Consider the following 24,274-nt stretch of genomic DNA (forward strand, 5'->3'; position numbering starts at 1 on the left):
TGTCCGGCCCTCCAGAACATTACGAAAAGCAGGTGGTTCCATGAAATTCAGATTGCCGTTGTTCGCGCTGGTCCTGATCTTATCGGGCTGCACCTTCCGCAGTTCCGGGGCCACTCTCCCGGCAGCTTCCCCGGAGAGCACGGCGCCTCACTTTGAAGTCAAAGCAGGTAAATATAATCCGCCCATAGACCTGTACACAGTGGGCTCCGTGAACCCCAATTTGACTTTTAAAAAAGGCGAGAGCCTTGAGCATAATGTGCATACGGCCTGGGCGGAGGAACGGTTGGGAATCCGTATCCGTTATCTCTGGACTATCTCCGGAACCTCCGAGAACTATGCCAACAAGCTGAGGCTTGAGCTGGCCAAAGGCAATATGCCCGATGTTGTCACTACACGGGATGCAGCCATCATTCAGGAGCTGATTGACTCCGGGCAATTCATGGAAGTCGGCAGTTTATTTGAACAATATGCCTCCCGGGTGTGGAAGAAGGCTGTTGCCGAGGACACTTCGGCATGGAATGCCTTCGTGCGGGACGGTCATAAGTATGCAATTCCCATCATGGATTACGAATACAACTCCGATCCGCTGCTCTGGATTCGCCAGGATTGGCTTACCAAGCTGAAATTGGAAACACCGCGGACGCTGGATGAGCTGGAACAGGTCATGGACGCTTTTGTCAACCAGGACCCGGACGGCAACGGATTAAAGGACACTTACGGCCTTGCTTTAGGTTTCCGTAACGGTCCCAGTACCTGGATGGGGGACAGCAGCTGGATATTTGGAGCGTTCGGCACGGTTCCCGAGCAATGGAACCGCCGGAGTGACGGAACCCTGGAATATGGCTCCGTGCAGCCCGGCGCCCGGAAGGCTGTCGCGCTTATGAAGCATTGGGTTCAGCAGGGGTACTTGTCGACCGACAGTGCCTGGCTTGATGAAGAGGGCGCCGCCAACCGTTTCGTCTCCGGCAAGGCCGGCATGATTGCCGGCCCGTATTGGATGCGCGGCTGGCCCTTGTCTTCCCTGACTGCCGCAGATCCGCAGGCGTCTGTCAAGGCTGTTGCGATACCCTCCGGACCGGAAGGTACCGCTATGAGAAGAGGCACCTTACCTGTTAACGGAGCCATACTGATTAACAAGAAAATGAAGCACCCCGAAATCTTTTTTACCTATCAGAATTATATGTTTGATTATTATGCTACCTCCACCGGCGAGTTCATTAATGGTCTTGCAGAGGGCTATGACTGGGCAATGGCGGGTGGCAAGGCGACCATTGAGCCCTCTGCGCTGCCGATGGGCGTGATCCGGGTGGCCTCCTACACACTGACCTTCGACGGGGCGAGAATTCCTTCCGAAGTCATTAAGGAGATTCCGGAGGATATTGCCCCGGTGCTGCTGGGCCAGAAGGAGGCTTCCCGTAAGGAACAGTTCACGGGACCTCCCACCAAGACGATGAAGAGCGACGGTGAGCTGCTGAAGAAGCTGGAACAAAAAAGCTTTCAAAACATAATCTTTGCGGACAGCGGTATCGAGGAATTTGACGAGTTTGTCGGCAAATGGAAGGCGTACGGGGGATTGTCCGAAACCTCGGAGGTCAATGCCTGGGACCGCAGCCGCCGATGAGTCCACAGGGACAAGAAACCGCCTTGCTGAAGGCGGTTTCTTGTCGGAGAGGCGCTGAAGCTTCTTACTCGCCCCGGGCTGGCGTATAGCGGAATTCGTCATAATAAGCATGTAGCGGAGCCTTGCCGTCATAAGCCTCCAGCCAGGAATCCACGCCTGTTCCGTTCCAGAGATTCATCATAATACGGCCCGGAGTAAAGGGGATACTCTCGGTCGCAGTATGAACAGGGCGGCCGTCTACATACCAGGTAATGGAATCCCTCTTCCAGTCGAAACTATACCAGTGAAATTCTGCTGACGCGTCAAAGCCGAGGTCAATCACCTTTTCATGTCCTCCGATGCCGTCTGTGAAGTAGTTCAACTGCATCTGGCGGGTGTTTTTACCCAAAAATTCAATATCGATTTCGTCCCAGGGCTCACCTTCCGAAGGGCCGGTATACGTGAAGAAAGAAGAGACTACACCGGGATTGGCCGCCGGCTTCATACGGATTTCATACTTGCCATAGCTGTACTTTTGCAGCGAACGGTATTCTGCGCCGTCGAACTCGTCGGGGGACCGGCTGGTAAGAGACAGGGTCATAAGATCATCCCCGGCAAATGAGATGTTATCTTCTCGCCAGGTGCAGTTGAACATGTCTCCGTTGGAATAGCCATCCGTTTTCTTCCAGAACTCCGCATTGAATTCTGTAAAATTGTCCTTCGCACCTCCTGCTTCGGATCGGGGTGCTGAAGTGAAGGCCCATAGGCCCCATACTGCTGCTGACAGAGCAGCTACGGCTACGGATGCTTTGATTAACCTGTTGCGTATCAATTCTGTTCCTCCTGTGATGATGTTTCTTGCTTTTATCGTACAGAACCCAGGCTCTAGCCGCTATACCAATGTGTCAATCCGGATAACAAATTCTGAAGATAACGGCTTCCGGGCAGATGTAAAAGGACTCCGGCAGGTGCGCTCTGTGCGCCGCCGGAGTCCAAATTTCGTTTTTAGTTGCCTGTAAATTTCAGCCAGTCGTAGTAAGCGTAGAGCGGATTGGCTCCGTTATAGGAACCGAGCCAGGAGTCCACTCCCGTTCCGTTCCAGAGGTTCATCATAATTTTACCGGGATGGGACGGAATATTGCTGGTGGCCGTATGCTTCAGAACGCCGTCCACATACCACTTAATGTAGCCCTGCTGCCAATCGAAGGCATACGTATGATAACCTTGGGAGGCGTCGAATCCCAGATTCACGATCTTTTCATGACCGCCAACCCCGTTTGTATAATAATTGAATTGAACTTTAGTGGTGTCCTTGCCCAGAAACTCGATATCAATTTCATCCCAGGGCGTGCCGTCGGAGGGTCCGGTATAGGTGAAGAAGGAAGAGACGATTCCGCTGTTCTTGGCAGGCTTCATGCTGACTTCATATTTACCGTAGCCGTACTTGTAGACAGACCGCATTTCTGCACCGTCAAATTTATTATTGCTGGGGCTGGTCAGTGCCAGACGAAGCTGTCCGCCACTTGTAAATGAGATATTGTTAGCGCGCCAGGTACAGTTGAACATCCCGCCATTAGAATAGCCGTCGGCTTTTTGCCAGGTGGCGGAATTGAAGTAGGTCAGAGGCTCATCAAAGATGGTGGCTGCCGAAACAGACGGAGCTCCAGCGAGCAATCCGGCAAGCAGCAACGTCATACCTGCACCGCATAATCGTTTTAACCTTTTCATAATAAAAGTACCCCTCCTCGGAATGAAAGCGTTTTACAATATGATTTTAGCGGACCTTGATGCCGGCCACTATACCAACTTTCCAACTCAAATAACAAAAAACCAATTTTTTGCAGGCAAGAGTATTTCATTACCCTCTCACACATACTAATATTGCATGACTGTTAGAGGGCTGTACATGTTCAGGAGGGGTATTATGGAGCAATGGTCCCAAAATAAATGGTTCCGCTGGATGATCGGCGTGCTGCTCTCCCTGATCATTCTGTATTTCGTCTGGCTGCTCCGCCCCATGCTGGAGGGAATCTTCCTGTTTCTAAAAGCGATCCTCGCCCCGTTCCTGGCGGCAATGATCATCTCATATGTGCTGAATCCCGTGGTTTCCATGCTCTCCAGGAGAAAAATGCCGCGCAGCGTGGCCGTCCTGCTGATCTATGCCGTATTTCTCACCTCACTGGCGGTCATTCTGATCAACCTGATTCCAATGTTCATCGAGCAGCTGGAGGAGCTTAACGAGCATCTGCCGGAGATGACATTGCATGCGCAGGGCCTGATGCGGGGCATGAATTCCAGACTGATTCCGCCCGGTGTGGAGACGGGAATGAATAACTGGTTCTATCAGCTGGAAAACCGCCTGGCCGAAGGCATCTCCCACTTCCTTGATAATATTGCTTCAACCATTGGCATCCTGTTCAATGCGTTCATTGTGCCATTTCTGGTGTTCTACATCCTGAAGGACTTCGATGTGTTCGAACGGACCGTTGTGTCGTGCCTTCCCCGGTCCCGCCGTAAGTCGATTGTCACCCTGCTCAAGGATATTGATGAGGCACTTGGCAATTATATCCGCGGGCAATTTCTTGTCTGTATTATCATTGGTGTGCTGGCCTATATCGGTTATGCCATTATCGGCATGCCCTATGCGCTGCTCTTCGCCTGTGTAGTAGCGGTATTCAACATAGTTCCTTATATGGGTCCGTTTCTGGGCGCAGCTCCGGCCATCGTGATGGCCTCGACCCTCTCATGGCGCCTTGTCCTGATGGTAGCAGTAGTAAATACGCTATGCCAAATGCTGGAGAGCAACGTCATTTCTCCGCAGGTCGTTGGGCGGAAGCTGCATCTGCATCCGCTGCTGATTATCTTCGCGCTGCTGGTCGGCGGGGAGATCGCCGGAATGATCGGGCTGATTCTAGCGGTGCCGTTTTTCGCAGCCGGCAAAGTGGTCATTCAGCATATCGTCGCCTATTATATCCGCAGAAGGCCGGCATAAAGGGATATATATCGTTAAATCATTGACTGTACATGTATCTTTTGGTTATAATGTGGTGAATATTACGAGTAAAGAGCAGTGCACATAGCAGTACGATGAAGAGGAGTATTAATTCGTGAGACCGTTATTGCAGAGAGCCGGCACCCCAGGTGCGAGCCGGTTAACGGACCGCAGTGAACTCACCTCGGAGTAATGGCGCGAGCCGCAGGGTTCCTTAAGCTTCATTAATAAGGGGACCGGCGTGTGAACCGTCGTCGCCTCACCCCCGCTAAAGGGTGTCAAAGTGAGTGCCGGACAAAGAATGTCCGCCGCTAACTAGGGTGGTACCACGGGAATTCAAACCTCTCGTCCCTAGCGATAATACGCTAGGGATGGGAGGTTTTTTTGCGGTTAGCTTGGCGGACGGCGGGATCAAGGATGTTCCAGCAGACCGGCGAATCGGAAGCGGGTTATGGGTCTTGCGGATTCTGCCGTCCCGGCGAATTAACCGCGTATTTAGGCTTTGCAGGCCCTAACGGCCCAGCTAATCATTGTGGGTTCTTGGACTTTGCTGGTCCGCCAGGAGAACAGATGGGGTTTATAAAAGTTACAGAGAACGGAACGGAGAAAATTTTGGAGCTGGAGCAACGTAGTGGCCGCCTTTATACTCGGATTTCTACCGCGATAAGCGGTTCCAATCAGGAAATCCGAGTATAACAGCGGGTGGAAGCCCAAAACTTTTTGCAGTGGAGACTATCTCTTAACTCTTTTTTAAAGACAATAGTACGATCTAAGACAGCAACACTCCAAGGAGGAGCATAAGATGAGCGACAACATTGGCACACCGGCCCAAGCCGGCTACCGCGCCCAGACCATCGAGCCGAAATGGCAGAAATTCTGGGACGAGAACAAGACATTCAAGACAAGTGAAGAAGCAGGCAAACCGAAGTTCTACGCACTGGATATGTTCCCGTATCCTTCCGGCGCAGGGCTGCACGTAGGCCATCCGGAAGGGTATACCGCTACAGACATCGTCTCCCGTTTCAAACGGATGCGCGGCTACAATGTACTGCACCCGATGGGCTGGGACGCTTTCGGACTTCCGGCTGAGCAGTATGCGATGGATACCGGACAGCATCCGCGTGACATTACCTTCAAGAACATTGATAATTTCCGCCGCCAGATCAAGTCGCTGGGCTTCTCCTACGACTGGGACCGCGAGATCAGCACGACTGATCCGGGTTACTACAAATGGACGCAGTGGATTTTCATCCAGCTGTACAACCGCGGTCTGGCTTATGTAGCTGAGGTTTCCGTGAACTGGTGTGAAGCGCTGGGGACCGTCCTGGCGAATGAAGAAGTGATCGACGGCAAAAGCGAGCGCGGCGGCCATCCCGTGGTCCGCAGACCGATGCGCCAGTGGATTCTGAGAATTACCGAATACGCAGACCGTCTGCTCGAGGATCTGGATGAGCTGGACTGGGAAGAGAGCATTAAGGATATGCAGCGCAACTGGATCGGCAAATCGACCGGCGCTGAGGTGACTTTTGCCATTGAAGGGCATGAGGCTACGCTTGAAGTGTTCACCACCCGTCCGGACACCCTGTTCGGAGCAAGCTACTGCGTTGTGGCACCGGAGCATAAGCTGGTTGATGTAATTACAACAGAAGAGCAGAAGGCTGCCGTTGCGGACTACCGCGACAAGGCTTCCCGCAAGAGTGATCTGGAACGTACGGATCTGGCCAAAGAGAAAAGCGGTGTCTTCACCGGTGCTTACGCAATCAATCCGGTGAACGGCGCACAGGTGCCGATCTGGATTGCCGACTACGTGCTGGCCGGCTACGGAACCGGAGCGATTATGGCTGTTCCGGGTCATGATAGCCGTGACTGGGAGTTCGCCAAGCAGTTCGGCCTGAACATTGTGGAAGTCGTACAGGGCGGCAACATTGAAGAGGAAGCGTATTCCGGCGACGGCCTGCATGTGAATTCCGGATTCCTCGATGGCCTGTCCAATACTGAAGCCATTGCGAAAATGATTGCCTGGCTGGAAGAGAAGGGGAGCGGCAAGGGCAAAGTAACCTACCGCCTGCGCGACTGGCTGTTCAGCCGCCAGCGTTACTGGGGTGAGCCGATACCAATTCTGCATCTGGAAGACGGCACCATGAAGACCGTTCCTGTGGACCAGCTGCCGCTGGTACTGCCGGATGTGGATGCGATCAAGCCTTCGGGCACAGGTGAATCCCCGCTGGCGAATGTAACCGAATGGGTCGAAACGATTGATCCGGAGACTGGCATGAAAGCCCGCCGCGAGACCAACACCATGCCGCAATGGGCCGGCAGCTGCTGGTACTACCTGCGTTATATTGATCCGCACAATGATCAGGAGCTGTGTTCACCGGAGAAGCAGAAGGAATGGCTGCCGGTTGACCTGTACATCGGCGGAGCCGAGCATGCGGTGCTCCACCTGCTGTATGCCCGCTTCTGGCACAAGGTTCTCTATGATATCGGCGTAGTCGATACGAAGGAACCGTTCCACAAGCTGGTGAACCAGGGGATGATCCTGGGGAACAACAATGAGAAGATGAGTAAATCCCGCGGCAACGTCATCAACCCGGATGAGATCGTAGAAGCGTACGGCGCAGATACACTGCGTGTCTACGAAATGTTCATGGGGCCGCTGGAAGCTACCAAGCCTTGGAACGAAAAAGGCGTGGAAGGCATCCACCGCTTCCTCTCCCGCGTATGGCGCCTGTTCGTGAACGAAGACGGCAGCATCAGCGCGAAGATCTCGGCAGATGGCGGAACCGATGAATTCAAGCGGACCTGGCACAAGACACTGAAGAAGGTAACCGAAGACTTTGAACATCTGCGGTTCAATACGGCGATCAGCCAGCTGATGATTTTCATCAACGATGCCTACAAGCAGGAGAGCCTGTCCACGGAAGCAGCAGAACAGTTCGTCCAGATGCTGTCGCCGCTGGCACCGCATATTGCCGAAGAGCTGTGGCAGCTGCTGGGTCACGAAGGAAGCATCAGCTATGTCGCCTGGCCTGCTTATGATGAAGCCTGGACCGTAGACGCGGAAGTGGAAATCGTCGTGCAGGTTAACGGTAAAATCGTTCAGCGCGCCCTGATTCCGCTGGATATGACTCAGCAGGAAATGCAGGATCATGCACTGGCTCTGCCGAACGTGAAGGCGGCCGTCGAAGGCAAAACTGTACGTAAAATTATTGCCGTTCCCGGCAAGCTGGTAAATATAGTAGTGGGTTAAGCGAAGAACGCAACAGTGCCCGCAGCAACGGATGACTCCGTGCTGCGGGTTTTATTGGTTTCCGGCAGTGCTCCGGAAGCGGAGAATGGAGCGGCAGAGCGTAGCTTAAGGCGGGAATGGCAAGAGGGGAAGGACGATGGCAAGGCATACGGCCCTTGCAATAAGCTATGGTCAATGGACGTTGGCAGCAGGCTATAGCCGCAGCTGCCTTAGCGGTCAAGAGGGCTCTGGACGATGCTGCTGCGCCCGAACAGCTCGTCGAGCTTTTCCACATCTTCATCGTATTTGTCATGCGTAGTGGTGATCAGGCGTTCGAACACCCCTTCCAGGCTCGTGCGCAGGTGGTTCAGCGCTTCCGCTGTAATGCCTCCCCGGACGGCAACCCGTTCCTGCAGCCCCTGCGGGGTGAAGGAGCCTTCCGTTAGCAGCTTGCCTGTACCAAGCAGCATTTCACCGGCCAGACGGCTGACCAGGGCCTCATCAATGCCGGTTGCTTCTACAGCCGCTTCGATCCACCGTTCCAGGAAATAGCTGATGAACGCCGGGCCGCAGCTGGAGAAATCAGAGGCAATCCTCGTATGGTTCTCCGGGATTTCCGCAGGAACACCAATACATGAGAATAGCCGGAGCAGGACCAGCCTGTCTTTTTTATTTAATCTGCTTCCGAAAATGCACAGAGAAGTCCCGCTTTTGACGGAATGGGTGATGCTGGGAATAATCTTGGCAATTTTGGAGGGCAGTACGGATTCAAGATGGTACAGCTGAACTGGACTAGTAATGGATACGACAATCTGCTCGCTGCGCAGGTAAGGGGCAATCTCATCGCTTAACATTTTGAACTGCAAAGGTTTGACACACAGAAACACGATATCGCTCTCGGACGCGGCTTCGATGTTGCCCGAGCATACAGTGATTCCGGGATGAAGCTTCTTCAGCTCCCTCAGCTTGCCCGGGCTGCGGTTGCTGGCCAGCACATCACACGGATCAAGGGCTCCCGAACGAAGAAAGGCGTCGATGAGCAGACCGCCCATGCTGCCTGTTCCGATAAATCCCACTTTCATCCTGTGGTTGCCTCCTTTCTAATGTTGCTGGGTTCTGGGCTTACAGGAATACTCTTCGTTCAATGTATGCACGGCAGTCTTGGACAAATGACAGGTTTTAAGCTTGTTTTTGAATAAAATTCCAGTTTACTGAAGGAGGACAGCTTCATGGGCAAAAGAATGATCGGCTGCGCTATTGCCGCTGCCCTGCTGGGCGGCGCTCTAGTCTGGGCTGCAGACCACAGGGCGGAGGACGGCATCGCCGGGTGGGAGACCCTGAACGCCGGGATGGCACAGGCGCTGGGGGTGGCGGATGGCGGGGCGGGAACAGCAGGGGAGAGTGGTGAAGAGGGTGGGAGCGGCGCTGAAGGGGCAGCGGCTATTGGTGGCAGCGGTGCCGGGAGTAGTAAGGCGCTGGCAGCGCCCGGAGGTGAAGGCGGTGCTGTAAGTGAGGCCGGAGGTAAGGGCGGTGTTGTAAGTGATAAGGCAGGAGGTGAGGGCGGTGCTGTAAGCGATAAGGCCGGAGGTGAGGGCAGTGCTGTAAGCGATAAGGCCGGAGGTGAGGGCAGTGCTGTAAGCGATAAGGCCGGAGTGGTTAATGGCGCCGGGATTGCTGCTCCGGCGGAGACAACCGGGGCAGCGGCAGGTGGGGCAGTGGCAGGTGGGGATGACGGGAATGCGAACGGTAAGGCCGGAGCGGCGGTTGGTGGCGGGATCGCAGGAGTAGCTGGGAGTGGAGCCGCTAATGGAGGGACTGCTGGAGCAGTTGGGAGTGCTGGAGCAGTAGCTCCAGCAGTGGCTGCTGATGGCAGGATCAACGTGAACATTGCCGATACCGCAGCCCTGATGGATCTGCCGGGTATCGGGGAGAAGAAGGCGCAGGCGATTATCGAGTACCGCAGCAGCAAGGGAGCGTTCCGCAGCCTGACCGATCTGGGCAAGGTCAAGGGAATCGGGCCGAAGCTGCTGGAGCAGCTGAAGCCGCTGGTGGCATTTTGAGTCCAGGGACACGCTGGATGATTCGAACGGGCGGCAGCATTCATACTGAAGCTTGTATACACTACAATTGGCAGGGAATTACCGGGTTGTTGTTACACAAAGTTGTCTGATGGAGCCGAGTCTACACGCCATGCCCAACCGTATGCTCCGCCAGTCAGATAAGTGTATTTGGTACAACTAAAAACTGTAAAACTACTAATTCCTTAAAGTTAGATGCACTTCGTACAACTAAAATACGTTGTGTGGCGATTTTAGCTCAGCAGATCGTGATATAAGTGTACGAAATACAGTTAAACTGATTTTCCGGTTCGGCCCCTTAATTATGGAGTCATTCTCTTGAAATCTCTGGTTCTTGCAGTTTCTTAAAGTGAGATGTTTACCTCTGCCACTTGGCCTGCTCTCCATGCCGCATGGTATTGGTTAGGACTCAATCGGTTTAAACTGCCGTGAAAGCGGCGTTCGTTGTAAAATTCAATGTACTCCGTGACAGTCTCGTAGGCTTCTTCAAAGGTTTCAAAGTACATTTTGCTGTAGAGATCTCGTTCTAAAATGCTGTGGAAGGACTCAATATATGCATTCATATTCGGCGTTTTAGGCGGAATCCGTTCATGAATCAAAGGTTCATCCGGGTCCATACACATCTCTGCAAAAGCATGACTGAGAAATTGAGGACCATTGTCTGAGCGAAGAATAGGCCTAGCCCCTCCAGGCTGTATACGGGCCTTCAACGCCTGCTTAATGGTCGTGCAGATCTCCTTTGCACTGCAACTTGCACCCAAGTGGTAGCCGACAATACAGCGGTCAAACACATCAATCATGTCAAAGATAAAAAAGAAGCGGTCGTAGCCATGAATGTATCCGTACTTAATATCTATTTGCCAAAGTTGGTTGGCTCCGGTAACCACGCGGTTTTGGGCAAGCCGTCTTGGATATCTCACTTTCTTGTCAGGTTTCTTTTGGAGCAGCCCTAGCTTTTTACAAAGCCGGTAGGCCTTCTTGTGGTTCAGAATTAAGTCATGCTGGATGTAGAGGGCATGCGCTAAGTTACGGTAACCGTAGCCGTGTTCCTCGCCTGCAACGAGTTCGCTAAGCCATTCTTCGATCTGCTCGTCGCTGACCTTCTGGCCGTCTTTCGTCAACGAATACGCTGGGATCGGTCTTCCGGCTGTCCCTAAGCTTACCGTAGATTTGGTGTTCTCCTTTTGACGCTGTTTGCGGGCATAGTAGGTCGATTCCAGCACACCCACCAGCCGAAGTACCACCGATACCGCATAGCCCCGCTTAATGCTTTCATCGGCTATTTCAAGTCTGTCTTGTAAGCGGGGTTGGTCTTTTTTAGCAGTTCACGCAGGAGTTCGATCTCCAAATCCTTTTCGCCCAGCAGTTTAATCGCAGTGTCCATTTTGGTCTCTAACTCTTGGACACGTTTGGCATCTTCAATACGTTCGTTAACTGAAGGTGTCGCTTGCTCACCAAATCGTTCTTTGTAGAACTTCACCCAGTTCGTAATCGTGCTGGGAGAAACTGAATATTTACGGGCGAGGAAAGAGAGCTTCGTCCCATTAATCGCTTCCTGGGCAACTTTAATCCGTTGTTCATCGTACAACTTGTTACTTTTCATGTCCTCATCCCCTTCTCTATTAGTGTACCTTATGCATCTTTAGGACTCCAATTCGATTAGGGGGCTTAAGAGTTTCATCCGAATTTCAGTCTTTTTAGTTGTACAGAATACAGTTAAGTCCAGAAACTGAAAAGGAATAGTAACAGTAACAGGTCAAGCTTGAGCCTGCCGGAAATTGAGCTTAACGCCAGAATCGACGTTTCTATCAGCAATTGCGGTTTAGGCAGCATGATGCTGTAATGAAAACGGTTGGCAGGCTAGTGTTAGGACAAGCTGTATAGTGAAAGAATGCTGCATTATGTTACAATAATGAACAACTATCTAAGAGGAAGTGGAGATTGCTGATGACTGTGGCTTACCGCAAGAACTGGGATACATACTTCATGGATATTGCCTGCATGGTCTCCACCCGTTCGCGCTGCCCCCGCCGTCATGTCGGTGCTGTGCTGGTGCAGGGTAAGAAGCTGCTGGGCACCGCCTATAACGGCGCACCGATGGGTGTTCCGGACTGCTCGGAAGCAGGCTGTATGGTCTCCGAGCAATATGAGCGGGAGATCATTGACGGCGTAGAGACCATGGTGAAGAAGCAGCGCTGTATCCGTACAATCCATGCTGAGCAGAATCTGCTGCTGTTCACAGACCGGAGTGACCGGGAAGGCAGTACCGTCTACGTCACGGATGAACCTTGCTGGACCTGTGCCAATATGCTGGCCAACAGCGGGATTGTAGAGATTGTCTATCTGCGTCCGTACCGCAAGGATATGGAGAAGGTGGAGGCCATGCTGTCCTCCAAAGGAATTGTGTTCCGCCAATTGGAGAACTATGAGCCGCCGAAGGAAACGATGATCTCGGTATCAGAATAACCGGAAGCATACCGGAGGACTTGCATCACCACACAGAATAGGGACAGGTTAGTGTTATGGATAGCTTCAGATCTTCAGGGGAAGAACCTCTGCTTACGCATGTGTTTGCGTTTGCAGGGGTTCTTTGTCGTTGCTGCGGCAGCGGGACAGGAAAAGAGCTCCATTTTGACGGAAGAAGAGAGTAGATCCATGATTAAAGGAGAGATGCAGATGAACAGAAGGCCGCTCTTAAGCTTCACGATCTGCTGGATTGCCGGAAGTGCGGCAGGCTGTATGTTTTCCGGCCGCAGCTTGCTGTTCTACCTCGCAGGCCTACTGCTGCTGCCTGCAATCTGGGCGGTCAGCGGCGGCATACGCTGGAGAACGGCTGCTGTGTTCGGGCTGGCGATTGCTGCGGCAGTCCTGTATTGGGAGTGGAGTGAAGCGCGTAACGTGAGCCTGCTGCGGGAGCAATTGGGGCGATCGGCAACCGAACTGAATGAGGCTAACGTTACAGCCGCAGGCGTTATTGCTTCCCCGGTGGAGCGGGACGGGGACCGGGTTGATTTTACGTTGAAGTTGTCACGGATCGGACTGGAGCGGCAGGGAAGTCAGGAGACCGAAACAGCGGCGAATGTAGAAACGGGAGCTAAAGTAGCTACAAAAGAAAAAGTAGCTGTCGTGGTAGCGGCAGGGGCGGCAGCAGATGCAGCAGCAGATGCAGAAAAAGGAGGAAGCGCAGCAGCTGAAGGGGCTGAAACAGATGCAGAAGCAGAAGCAGAAGCAGAAGCAGAAGCAGAAGCAGAAGCAGAAGCAGAAGCAGAAGCTGAAACAGGAGTAGGGGCAGACGCAACAGGAGCAGAAGAGGAAGCAAAAGGGGAACTGGTTGCCGTTCAAATCAAGCTTCAGGAAGAAAGCGAAATCGCTGTAGCTGCCCTATGGCAGCGGGGAGACCGGGTAGTCATTGAAGGAGAGCTGGCCCAGCCGCAGATAGCGCGTAACTTCGGCGGATTCGACTACCAGGCCTATCTGCTCACGAAAAAGACTCACTGGCTGCTGAAAGGGGCCGGAACTGCGAGTGTAACGGCTAAACCTCCGGCATCGTGGCAGCTATCCGGCATTCTGCGCTGGAATGATAGGATGCGCGCCACCCTCGGCGCAGAGATGGAGCGCTTATTCGAGGAGCCGCATGCCGGTTATATGAAGGGACTTGTCATCGGTATCCAGGAGGATCTGGACCCGGAGACCTTCAAGCAGTTCTCACAGCTGGGGCTGACTCATATTCTGGCGATCTCGGGAATGCATGTTGCGGTTTATGTCGGGGTGATCTTATTTCTTCTGCGCCGCTGCCGCTTCACGAGAGAAACAGCACTCACGGTAACATTACTGCTTGTACCAGCCTACGTACTGCTGTCCGGTGCCGGACCGTCAGTGGTTCGCGCCGGGATAATGAGCATGATTGCTCTGCTTGCCGCAAGGCTCGGTATCCTTAAGGATGGAATGAACATTCTGGCTGCTGCCGCGCTGATGATGCAGGTCTGGAACCCGTATCTGCTGCTCAGCGTCAGCTTTCAGCTGTCCTTTCTGGTGACAGCAGGTCTCATGGTATATACGCCGCTGGCCGCGCCATTGTTCAGACGTTTACCTTCCTGGATGGCGGGTGCGCTTTCGGTTACTTTTATTGCACAGCTGGTCTCTTTCCCGCTGACTATTTATTACTTTAACCAATTTTCACTGCTGTCCTTTGCCGCCAATCTGCTGCTGGTGCCTTTCATCACGTTCCTGGTGCTGCCGCTTGGTACGCTGGCTCTGCTGATTGGACGGTTCTGGAATACTGCAGCCCTCTTAACTGTGCAGCTTGCAGAGCTGCTGAATAATGCTACGTTTGCGGCGGTAGAGTGGGTAAACGGGTTTACGGCAGGTGTGCTGATCTGGGCTTCACCTTCATTACTATGGATTTGCCTATACTACGGGCTACTTTACGGCTTGTTGTATGCGTTGAAGAGACGGACAGAGATTACGCTTGTTCCCCAGTATATGGAGGATGAGACCCGGCCGCTGGCCGAGCTGGAGCTGCCGGGAAACAGCCGCGGTAAGGCCGGCAATACCAGCAGCAACAAGGCGGTCCCAGCGGCAGCTGCGAACAGTAGAAGAGCCGCGCTGGCCCTCCAGGCATTTCCGCATTCAGACGTTACGCGCTGGAGCAGCCTTGCCGCTGTGCTGTGCGCTGCCAGTCTGGCGCTTCTGCTGTACAGAGGCTACAATGCGGAGGACCTGAACAGGACGGGAGCGATCAGCTACCTGGATGTGGGGCAGGGAGACAGCATCCTGATTACCACGCCGGGCGGAGCCCATATTCTGGTGGACGGCGGCGGAACGGTGAGTTTCGGAAAGAAGGAGGCCTGGCGAATCCGCCGCAGTCCGTTCGAGGTCGGGGCCAAGACGCTGCTGCCGCTGCTGAAGCAGCGGGGCATCCACCGGCTGGATGCGGTGATCCTGACACATGGCGATCAGGACCATGCCGGAGGGCTGCAGGCGGTGCTGGAGGGAATGCCGGTGTCGGCGCTGCTGTTCAACGGCTCGCTGGCGGATACGGAACCATACACTAAGCTGATGACTACAGCGCTTGCCGCAGGAGTCCGGCTGTATCCGGTACAGCAGGGCATGGTCCTGACTCCGGATGAGGCGGCGCAGCTGCATTTTCTCTGGCCGGAGCCGCCTGCGGACGGGCAGAATCTGCTAAACGAGGTGGAGGATCAGAACCACGAATCGGTCGTGTTCCGGCTGGAGATGAACGGCCGCAGCTTTCTTTTCACAGGCGATATGGACCAGGCGGCGGAGGAAGCGATATTGCAATCCGCACAGCAGGCTGGAATACAGTCAGGTAAGCCCACCGACATCCTCAAGGTCGCCCACCACGGCAGCAAAACCGCCACCAGTGCGGACTGGCTCACCTTCTGGAATCCGGCAGCGGCTGTAATCTCAGCAGGGGTGAACAACCTGTACGGGCATCCGAACGGCGATGTACTAGCCCGGCTGGAGGACGCAAATACAGAGGTATACCGGACCGATCAGCAGGGGGAGATTCAGCTTATGGTGGGTAAGGAAGCGATAATAATGAGACATAAGCTTAATATGAAGGATACGGAATAAACTATTTACGATGAACAAAACAAATACATCAAACCCTTTTACATTCCTTGGGTACGTCATCTTTATGCACCCATATGTCGACCATTTGATTAAAGAAGTCAGGCATCGCCAGAGAGACCCCGTGTCCAAGGCCAGGGATGATCACGCCATTACAATTGGAGCTCGCAGCAACAAGATCCTTAGCAGATTGCTTCATCACAGCTTTTTCTTTCTCACCTACTGTAACCAGTATCTTGCCTGTGGCCTCACTGAAACCGGATGGAATAGTGAACGTCATATTCTCTTCCAGCACTGCGATCAAGGCGACAGGCTGTATCCGGCAGCTCTCGGCATAATATCGTTCAAAGTATTCATCGCCTAGATATAGTGTCTTAGCCTGAAGCCTGGAGAACCATCTCTGTTTAATTAAAGGGAAGGTTAGTCTGACTGCCGGTCGAATCCACTTTTTAGCATACGACATGGGTCTGACCAGAGCACTGTTTATTATGGCAAAATCAATGAGCTCAGGTCTCAGGCTAACCATCTGGACAGCAACCTGTGCACCTAAAGAGAATCCGATCAGGACGACTTTCTTTCCGCCTGCTTGTTCTCCGATTATTTGGTTTAATTGTTCTGCACTGCTTTGAATTGAAAATATAACGTCATCATTACTTAACCCGTGTCCGGGCAAGTCTGGAACCATGCAATGATAATGGGCGAAATATTCCACTTGTCTATCCCACATCCAGCCGCTCACTCCGCCACCGTGTAAGAATACCATCAGATAAGATGCGCTTTGATCTCCATACTCCTGAACATGCAAGGCCACACCGGCACACTCCTCTTCGACAAAATCAAATTCACTTCTACTGGTACGTTCCTACATGGATTTAGTCTCAAAAAAAAGCACCCGACAGCTTGTCTCTCAGCTGACGGGTGCTTTTCTTACATACAACATAATAGATTGAACTTGGAAAATAAAAAATTAAGGGATGAATGGCGAAAGAGAAGTTTGGAACTGTAGGAGCGGTAGCGTCCGCCTGAAAGCTTTCCGTAGGAAAGCTCGCATCGGAAGCATATGCTCGGTTTGGATTTCCACCGCGGGCAGCGGTATTAATCAAGAAATCTGGGGACGGGCAGCGGCCGGAAGTCCAAACATTCTCTGTAGCCATGACTATCCTAGGATAGAAAAATTACAAGTTCGATCTATTTAAAACCGGAAATCCTCATCCCGCAAAGGCTCCACGTTCATCGCGCGGACGTAGCCGTTGCCTTTTTTGGAGAAAAAGTCATGCTGCTTGGTGTGGGTGCTGATTCCGTTCTGGACGATCGGGTTGATCTCTTCCTCTTCGAACAGCGGGTCGAGTCCCAGGTTCATCATCGCCTTGTTGGCGTTGTAGCGCAGGAAGGCCTTCACTTCATCTACGAGCCCGATCTGGGCATAGATTTGCTCGGTATACTGCTCCTCGTTGGCATGCAGCAGACGCAGCAGTCCGACCAGAGTCTGGTAGACATCGCGCTGGTCGTCTTCGGACAGCTCTTCGAAGATCTCCTGGGCGAGCACGCCGACGTAGACGCCGTGGATGCTCTCATCGCGCAGGATCAGGTCGATGATCTCGCCGCTGCAGGTCATTTTGCCCTGGCCGGCCAGATAGAGCGGGTAGAAGAAGCCGCTGTAGAACAAGTAGCTTTCCAGCAGAACAGAGGCAGCCATCGCCAGATAGAGGTCTTTGGGCGACTCAATCTTCTTGTAATATTCCGAGATGGTCTCTGCCTTGAATTGCAGGAACGTATTGTCCTCCACCCAGCGGAAGATGCCGTCGATCTCCTCGGTAGAGGCCAGTGTTGTAAAAATACTGCTGTAGGACTTGGCATGGATCTGCTCCATCATCCCCATGAAGCCGAGGACCGCCTTGCGCTGCAAGCCGTCCACATGCTCCATAATCTGCGGCATGCCAACGCCGCCCTGGATGGTATCGAGCAGGGTCAGTCCGCCCAGCACCTTCATATAAGAGTCCTTTTCGATCTCGCTCAGCGTGAGCCAGGACATTTTGTCATCGGATAATGGAATTTCGTCGTCGGTCCAGAACTGCATAATATTCTGATTCCAGAACATCAGCGAGTAGTCGTCGTCCGGACGGTTCCAGTTCACGGCTTTGATTGCGCTCATAATGATAGATTCTCCCTTTCTGTACCTGTGCTCGCTCTTAGATGGAGCAGGACAGGCATTCCTCGACAGACAGTTTATTGGTCCGGGTGTAGTACAGGGATTTCAGCCCTTTGTGCGCCGCATACAGGTAAGAGCGGGCCAGCTCACGGGTCGTTACATCACTGTTCACATGCAGGACCGTTGAGATACCCTGGTCAATATGAGGCTGAATTTCCGCAATCAGGTCAATCACCTTGAACTGGTCCATCTGGTATGCAGATTTATAGAAGAATACATTATCCGGACGCAGGTAAGGCATCGGATAGTAGGTTGTCGAGTTGGCATAGGTGCGGGTCTCGATCTGTTCTACAATCGGCATAACGCTGGACGTGGCATTCTGGATGTAAGAGATGCTCGCAGTCGGCGCAATCGCCAGACGGTAGGCATGGTACAGGCCGTTCTTCATGACGTCATCACGCAGCTGCTTCCAGTCCTCGGTTGTAGGAATGTAGATGCCCTCGAACAGCTCCTGTGCTCTTGCAGTAACCGGACGGTAATCCGTGGTCAGGTAACGGTCGAAATACACGCCGGACGCATAATCCGATTCTGCGAAGCCATGGAAGGTCTCGCCAGTCTCCGCCGCGATCTGCATACTCTTTTCAATCGAATGGAAGTTCATCGTCATGAAGAAGGTCCGGGCGAAATCGCGGGCCTGCTCACTCTCATAAGCAATCTTGTTCTTGGCGAAATAGCCGTGCAGGTTCATCACGCCCAGACCTACGGAGTGCATTTCTTTGTTCGCTTTGGCCACGCCTGGGGCGTTGGAGACCGTAGTCATGTCGCTGACAGCAGTCAGTGCCAGCATGCCTTCATGCACAGATTCACGGATCTTGCCGTGCTCCATTACATTCACGATATTCAGGGAAGCCAGATTACAGCTGATGTCACGCCGGATCGCGTCCTGCTGTCCGTAGTCGTTAATCTCCGAAGTCTCCTGCAGCTGGAAAATCTCGGTGCACAGGTTCGACATTTTGATCTGACCCACATTACGCAGGGCGTGGGCGTTATTCGCATTGCTCTTGTTCATAATATACGGATAGCCCGATTCGAGCTGGATCATGGCGATTTTGGTCAGCATGTCGCGTGCGCTCATGGCGATTCTTTTCTTCACACGCGGATCGGCGAGCAGAGTGTCGTACATGACGTCCAGATCCATGTCATCCAGATGCGTACCGTACGCCTGGTAGACCGTATAAGGTGCGAACACATGCAGCGGCTGATTATCCTGCGCCAGCTTGTAGAAGCGGTTAGGCACGATCAGGCCGATAGACAACGTCTTCAAGCGTGTCCGTTCGTCGGCGTTGATCTTCTTGCTGTCCAGGAATTCGAGTACATCCCAGCCGAAAATATTATAGTAAGCCGCACCCGAACCCTTGCGCTGACCCATCTGGTCCGCGTAGGAGAAGCCGTCTTCCATGAGCTTCAGAACAGGCATGATGCCCTTGGCAGCATCCTCTACACCCTTAATCGTCTCGCCGCGCGAGCGCAGCTTGGACAGATTGACCGCAACACCGCCGCCGATCTTGGACAGCTGCATGCAGGTGTTCAGTACATAGTTGATCGAATTGAGCGAGTCGTCCATTTCCAGCAGGAAGCAGGAGACCATCTCGCCGCGGCGGCTCTTGCCGGCATTGAGGAAGGTCGGGGTAGCCGGCTGCAGACGCTGCTCCATCATCGAGCGGGCCAGCGTGCGGGCTGTCTCCACGTTGCCGCGTCCCAGATGCAGGGCCACCACAGCTACGCGGTCCGGGTAATGCTCAAGATACTGCTTACGGTCATTGCTTTTGACGGCATAATCTGTGTAGAACTTGGAAGCCGCCATATAGGAAGGGAACTGGAAATTATATTCGTGGGCAATCCGGTAGACGTCCTCCATCTCAGCTGCGGAATAACGGTCATACAGGTCCTCGTAGTAATCATTGGCAATCATATAATCGATCTTCGCTTTGGTAGTTGTGAACGTCAGGCTACGCCGCTCCACATCCCGCATGAACTCGGCTACTGCTTCCTGGTCCTTATCCAATTGGAAAAAGCCGCTTTCGTCTCTCTTCATCAACATGTTGTTCAGTTCAATATGCCGCAACCCGGTCCACCTCCTGTTTTATGCGCTGTACATCACCAAATGTTCCCGACAACTCAAACTTGCCGACCACCGGTACGTTGTAACGCTGTGCAATTAAATCTGCGCTGTGCGCGTATAGCTCACCCCAGTTTTTGTTGCCGCTCGCGGCGATGCCTTTGAGCCTGGAATGGTTCTTCTCTAAGAAAGAAGCTACCTTCTCTGGAATCTGTCCAAATCCGGTGGTGTATGTAACAAGCACGTAAGGCTCGTCGATCGTCATATGCTCTTCGATTTGAACAGCGGGAAGCTTCAGCTTATTGATGAACCTTCTAACGTTGCCGGTCTTGGAATCGTAAGCAATCAACATGGTCCCTAACCTCCTATAACATGTAGCTATTTCTACTTGACAAATGATGACGGGCAATTTCACTAGATTTATTGGCTTTTCTATTATATACACTATATTTAGTAACGTTTAATCATTTTACTACCATATATTGAAAAGTCAATAGACCAACAGGTCCTTCTCCCCCCCTGATTTACTGGTTAAAAAGGGATAAAACCACGCCCCGCCTGCGTTCTTTTCTCTTATAATTTATTAGTATTTTTTTTAAGTATTTTGTTGCGCCTGTATCCGGCGGAAATTGTACCTGAAGGAGGGGGAGCTGCCCGTGACAGCCGCTGATTTTTGGCTGCCCCGGCAGCGGACAAGTGGGCAGACCAGTCCCCCGGGCGGTAAGCCGCCCGGGGGACTGGTGGCGTGGAGTTTTTCAAATGCTGATGTTGGCTAATGGAGTTCGGACAAGGCTGGATTCTGATTCTGTTGCACTTCATACATTAGATGAACCCGGAATCCGCAGGAAAATCGAATCTGTAGCATTTTGTACATAAGAATTCAGTAAATGAGGGACTCATGGGCAGAATTCCAGAATTCAGTTGTACGAAATACAGCAGAATGAGATCTAGCTTAGCAAATTGCGGATTCTATTGCAGAAAGTGCAATTAGCAGACTCCGAAGGTTACGAATGTCTCACGAACTCATAATATGATTTCGGCTCTCCTCCAGCAGCTCGGCATAATAGCCGCCCCGCTGCCGCAGCTCGCGCGGATGGCCGGATTCGGCGATCCGGCCTTCCTTCATCGCAATGATAAGATCCGCACCGGCAATCGTAGACAATCGGTGGGCGATGATCAGCGTCGTTCTGCCGCTGGCGACGTTGTCGATCGCCTTCTGGATCAACTTCTCTGTATGCGTGTCGATGTTAGCGGTGGCTTCATCGAGCACGAAGATCGCCGGATCATGGGCGATGGCCCTGGCGAAAGAGATGAGCTGCCGCTGGCCGGCAGACAGGGTGCCGCCCCGCTCGGTGACAGGGCCCTCCATCCCGCCGGGAGAGCCCAGCACGAACTCTTCTGCGCAGGAGGCCTGCAGCGCTTCCAGCACGTTCTCCTCGGCAATATCATCGCCAAGGGTGATGTTGTCGCGGATGGTGCCGGAGAACAGGAAGACGTCCTGGAGGACAACGGAAATATTCCGCCGCAGATCATCCAGCCGGATATCGTTCACATTGACACCGTCAATCAGAATCTCGCCTTTCTGCACGCTGTAGAAGCCGTTGATCAGACTGATAATTGTAGTTTTGCCTGCACCGGTCTCACCGATGAAGGCGGCGGTCTGCCCTTTAGCAATCACGAAGCTTACATCCTTCAGCACCCAGTCGGCGTCGTTATAGGCGAACCAGACATGGCGGAACTCAATGGTTCCATGCAGGCGGTCCATGGATAAGCCGCGATCCGGCTGCTCCAGGCGGTCCTCCTCACGGATCAGCTCATAGATACGCTCTGTGGATACGAGGGCAGACTGTATGGAAGTGTACTTGTCAGCCAGATCGGAGATGGGGCCAAAGAACTGCTTGATGTACGTCGTGAACGCAAACAGCACGCCGATCTGCAGGTTTCCGCCGGAGATCCGGCTGATGCTGTACCAGACCAGAATGGCTACAGCCAGACTCTGGAACATATCCGAGGCAGGCTTCAGCACACTGTTGAGCCGGACCTGAATCAGGGTGGTTTTGAAATATTCCCCGTTCAGCTTCAGGAATTGATCCTCTTTTTCCTTTTCTGCGCGGAAGCTTTGGATAACCCGCATCCCGGAGATACTCTCAGCAATGAACCCGTTGATTTGTCCAATGTAATGCTTCATATGGAAGAAGTTCTTTTTGATCCGGTTCTTAATGAAGAGAACCAGGAAGGTCATCACCGGAATGACGGTAAAAGAAACCAGCGTTAAGGACGGGCTGAGCAGCAGCATGGCGTAGATGATCCCCAGCAGCAGCAGCACATCCTTGACCAGCGAGATGACCACATCCGTGTATAGCTCGCTGATCTCAGCTGTATCGTTGGTGGCCCGGGTAATCAGCCGCCCGGAGGAGGTCCGGTCCAGATAAGGTAGGGGGAGCCGTTCAATGATGGAGAACACTCTGACCCGCAGCTCATGGATCAGGCTCTGTCCCGCTTTGCCGGCAATCAGCGCCTGAAGATACGAGAAGATCCCGCCAGCCGCAGCTACGGTCACATACAGCAGGGCTAAGCCTCCAATCGAATTCAGTCCGCTCTGAGCGGCGCCTCCGATCAGGAAGTGGTCGATCACGCGCTGAAGAATCAGCGGCTGGATCAGAAAAGCGCCATTTACAATCACCACGCACAGACAGGCAAGCAGGAGCTGGAACTTGTAAGGGGCAGATAACCGCAGCAGCAGCCTCACTGCACCAGCTTCCGATTTGTCCCGTCTAGCAGACCTCTCCTTCTTCAAGCTGTTCGGTATAGATGTCATAATACATGCCTCCTTTCTTCAGCAGCAACTCGTGGGTGCCCCGTTCGGCAATACGACCTTTATCCAGCACGATGATCTCGTCGGCTTCCATGATGCCCGATACCCGGTGAGAGATCAGGATATTACTCTTCCCCTTGCGGGTCTGCCGCAGGCTGTTCAGAATCTGTCCTTCCGTTACCGCATCCACCGCTGACAGCGCATCGTCCAGAATCAGGATGGCCGGTTTCCGGATCAGTGCCCGCGCGATTGCGAGCCGCTGCTTCTGTCCGCCGGACAGGTTCACACCGCGTTCACCCAGCAGAGTATCATAGCCCTCCGGGAACGCCTCGATACTTCCGGCAATTTGGCTGAGCGCTGCGGCATGCTGCACATCTGCGTCTGTGTAGCCGTCTTTGAACAGGACAATATTGTCCTTCACGGAGGCGGCGAATACGAAGGTATCCTGCGGCACAACCCCAAGCCCCTCCCGCAGCGGGTCCAGGGCATAATCGTTGATATCCCGCCCATCGAGTAGAATGTGACCAGGCTCCACGCCAAAGAAGCGGAAGAGGAGGGAGGCCAGGGTGCTTTTGCCGGAGCCGGTCTTGCCGATGATTCCCAGCGTGTGTCCTTTTGGCAGAACGAGTGAAATATCCCGCAATGCCGGAACATCGGAACCTTCGTAACAGAAAGTCAGCTGGCGCAGCTCCATAGATCCTTCCGGCTGAATAGGGAGAGCGTGCGGGAGATCCATGATTTCAGGCTGAACCCGCAGAATATCATTTAATCTTCCGAGGGAAGCCAACCCGCGCTGGAATATCGTCACGATCCGTCCGATCGACACAATGGGACTTACAATCAGACTAAGATATCCGTTAAAAGCGACAAAATCACCGATGCTGATCTCCCCCCGCAGCACCATCCGGCCCCCAAACATCAGATTCATCACAAAGCAGACGGCGAAGCCGAATTCGATCATCGCAGGAAGTGCGGCAGAGACTTTAATCAGGTCCAGGTTGGCCTGCTTCATCCGGCTGCTCAGCTCACTGAATTTCTCCATTTCCGAGCGTTCCTGCACATAAGCCTTGATGACACGGATGCCCGAAATGTTCTCCTGAACCCTGTCAGAGACGGCGCCGAACTGATTCTGTACGATTCTGAACCGGGTCTGAACCTTGCGGCCGCTGAAGAGCATCAAGAGGATGATGAAAGGGAGCGGGGACAATGTGATTAGAGTGAGGCTGGGGCTGACTGACGCGAACATGAAATAGACCGAGGAGATACAGATGACAATTCCGTTAAAAGACATCGCCGTAGCCGGACCGAAGGTCATGCGCACCGCTGAAATGTCGTTGATGGCATAAGCGATCAGGTCACCGGTCTTGCGGCTGCTGAAGAATCCGGGAGAGAGCTTCAGGAAATGCCGGTACAGCTCCTCGCGGATGTAGCACTCCAGGTTCCGCCCATTCGCGATGATGATATTTCTCCAGAGGAAGGTGCAGAGGAAGACTACAGCCGCAATCAGCACCATCCACAGAACCTGGGTTAGCACCTGCCGTGGCTCAAAACCGTTATCCTTCATCAGATCGACCGCGCTGCCCAGCACTTTGGGAAATAATGTCTGAATGAAGGAGGCGGCGAACATGAAGGCAAAGCCTATGATATAGCTGAGCTTGCGGGACTTGAAGAAACGCAGTAATACAGATGAATTCATC

At 53.1% G+C, this 24,274-nt stretch carries 17 protein-coding genes; 6 read left to right on the plus strand and 11 right to left on the minus strand.

Annotated elements, in window-relative coordinates; genetic code table 11:
- Positions 1-40 precede the first annotated feature (40 nt).
- The gene (locus MKZ24_RS12560) at positions 41-1,621 is read left to right on the plus strand and encodes an extracellular solute-binding protein (RefSeq protein WP_042238646.1); all 1,581 of its coding nucleotides are present in this window, start codon (positions 41-43) and stop codon (positions 1,619-1,621) included.
- A gap of 64 nt (positions 1,622-1,685) precedes the next feature.
- On the opposite strand, the gene bglS (MKZ24_RS12565) is transcribed toward MKZ24_RS12560, so the two are convergent.
- Positions 1,686-2,414 (minus strand): beta-glucanase, encoded by a 729-nt coding sequence (bglS, locus tag MKZ24_RS12565; RefSeq protein ID WP_445324188.1) that lies wholly within the window; start codon positions 2,412-2,414, stop codon positions 1,686-1,688.
- 191 nt (positions 2,415-2,605) lie between these two features.
- On the minus strand, positions 2,606-3,295 hold the full coding sequence (gene bglS, locus MKZ24_RS12570; protein WP_156123496.1) for a beta-glucanase: 690 nt from the start codon (positions 3,293-3,295) through the stop codon (positions 2,606-2,608).
- Positions 3,296-3,524: 229 nt separating this feature from the next.
- Here bglS (MKZ24_RS12570) and MKZ24_RS12575 point away from each other — a divergent pair, with 229 nt between their 5' ends.
- Together MKZ24_RS12575 and leuS are read left to right on the plus strand one after the other, a co-directional pair.
- Complete coding sequence (locus MKZ24_RS12575; RefSeq protein ID WP_042238644.1) at positions 3,525-4,592, plus strand: AI-2E family transporter; 1,068 nt, start codon at positions 3,525-3,527, stop codon at positions 4,590-4,592.
- Between the two features lie 802 nt (positions 4,593-5,394).
- Positions 5,395-7,842 (plus strand): leucine--tRNA ligase, encoded by a 2,448-nt coding sequence (gene leuS, locus MKZ24_RS12580; RefSeq protein ID WP_042238641.1) that lies wholly within the window; start codon positions 5,395-5,397, stop codon positions 7,840-7,842.
- Positions 7,843-8,051: 209 nt separating this feature from the next.
- On the opposite strand, the gene comER is transcribed toward leuS, so the two are convergent.
- A complete protein-coding gene (gene comER / locus MKZ24_RS12585) occupies positions 8,052-8,903 on the minus strand; it encodes a late competence protein ComER (RefSeq protein WP_042238640.1) in 852 nt (283 codons plus the stop codon).
- Positions 8,904-9,050: 147 nt separating this feature from the next.
- Between comER and MKZ24_RS12590 the strand changes: the two genes are divergently transcribed.
- The gene (locus tag MKZ24_RS12590; RefSeq protein WP_340783405.1) at positions 9,051-9,881 is read left to right on the plus strand and encodes a ComEA family DNA-binding protein; all 831 of its coding nucleotides are present in this window, start codon (positions 9,051-9,053) and stop codon (positions 9,879-9,881) included.
- Between the two features lie 362 nt (positions 9,882-10,243).
- Here MKZ24_RS12590 and MKZ24_RS12595 read toward each other — a convergent pair whose 3' ends face one another.
- On the minus strand, positions 10,244-11,143 hold the full coding sequence (locus MKZ24_RS12595) for an IS3 family transposase (protein WP_052416376.1): 900 nt from the start codon (positions 11,141-11,143) through the stop codon (positions 10,244-10,246).
- Positions 11,144-11,178: 35 nt separating this feature from the next.
- Positions 11,179-11,502, minus strand: coding sequence for a transposase (locus MKZ24_RS12600; RefSeq protein ID WP_042236251.1), 324 nt, complete (start codon positions 11,500-11,502; stop codon positions 11,179-11,181).
- Between the two features lie 344 nt (positions 11,503-11,846).
- On the opposite strand from MKZ24_RS12600, the gene MKZ24_RS12605 reads away from it, so the two are divergent.
- Together MKZ24_RS12605 and MKZ24_RS12610 are read left to right on the plus strand one after the other, a co-directional pair.
- A complete protein-coding gene (locus MKZ24_RS12605) occupies positions 11,847-12,365 on the plus strand; it encodes a deoxycytidylate deaminase (protein WP_039300969.1) in 519 nt (172 codons plus the stop codon).
- Positions 12,366-12,575: 210 nt separating this feature from the next.
- Positions 12,576-15,497 carry a ComEC/Rec2 family competence protein gene (locus MKZ24_RS12610; RefSeq protein ID WP_340783408.1) on the plus strand — a complete coding sequence of 974 codons (2,922 nt, stop codon included), beginning with the start codon at positions 12,576-12,578 and terminating at the stop codon, positions 15,495-15,497.
- A gap of 28 nt (positions 15,498-15,525) precedes the next feature.
- Here the strand turns inward: MKZ24_RS12610 and MKZ24_RS12615 are convergent, their stop codons facing one another.
- From MKZ24_RS12615 to MKZ24_RS12640, 6 genes are all read right to left on the minus strand, one after another.
- Complete coding sequence (locus MKZ24_RS12615) at positions 15,526-16,305, minus strand: alpha/beta fold hydrolase (RefSeq protein ID WP_340783410.1); 780 nt, start codon at positions 16,303-16,305, stop codon at positions 15,526-15,528.
- 381 nt (positions 16,306-16,686) lie between these two features.
- Positions 16,687-17,646 carry a class 1b ribonucleoside-diphosphate reductase subunit beta gene (nrdF, locus tag MKZ24_RS12620; RefSeq protein WP_042216898.1) on the minus strand — a complete coding sequence of 320 codons (960 nt, stop codon included), beginning with the start codon at positions 17,644-17,646 and terminating at the stop codon, positions 16,687-16,689.
- Between the two features lie 37 nt (positions 17,647-17,683).
- Positions 17,684-19,768 carry a class 1b ribonucleoside-diphosphate reductase subunit alpha gene (nrdE, locus tag MKZ24_RS12625; protein ID WP_340783415.1) on the minus strand — a complete coding sequence of 695 codons (2,085 nt, stop codon included), beginning with the start codon at positions 19,766-19,768 and terminating at the stop codon, positions 17,684-17,686.
- On the minus strand, positions 19,755-20,114 hold the full coding sequence (gene nrdI / locus MKZ24_RS12630; protein ID WP_042139483.1) for a class Ib ribonucleoside-diphosphate reductase assembly flavoprotein NrdI: 360 nt from the start codon (positions 20,112-20,114) through the stop codon (positions 19,755-19,757). The genes nrdE and nrdI overlap by 14 nt, the downstream gene beginning before the upstream one ends.
- A gap of 663 nt (positions 20,115-20,777) precedes the next feature.
- The gene (locus MKZ24_RS12635) at positions 20,778-22,580 is read right to left on the minus strand and encodes an ABC transporter ATP-binding protein (RefSeq protein WP_340783422.1); all 1,803 of its coding nucleotides are present in this window, start codon (positions 22,578-22,580) and stop codon (positions 20,778-20,780) included.
- A complete protein-coding gene (locus tag MKZ24_RS12640) occupies positions 22,537-24,273 on the minus strand; it encodes an ABC transporter ATP-binding protein (RefSeq protein ID WP_340783424.1) in 1,737 nt (578 codons plus the stop codon). Before MKZ24_RS12640 ends, MKZ24_RS12635 begins: the two co-directional genes overlap by 44 nt.
- Position 24,274 lies beyond the last annotated feature (1 nt).

This window comes from Paenibacillus sp. FSL R7-0297 (assembly GCF_038009025.1).
GTDB lineage: Bacteria > Bacillota > Bacilli > Paenibacillales > Paenibacillaceae > Paenibacillus_AQ.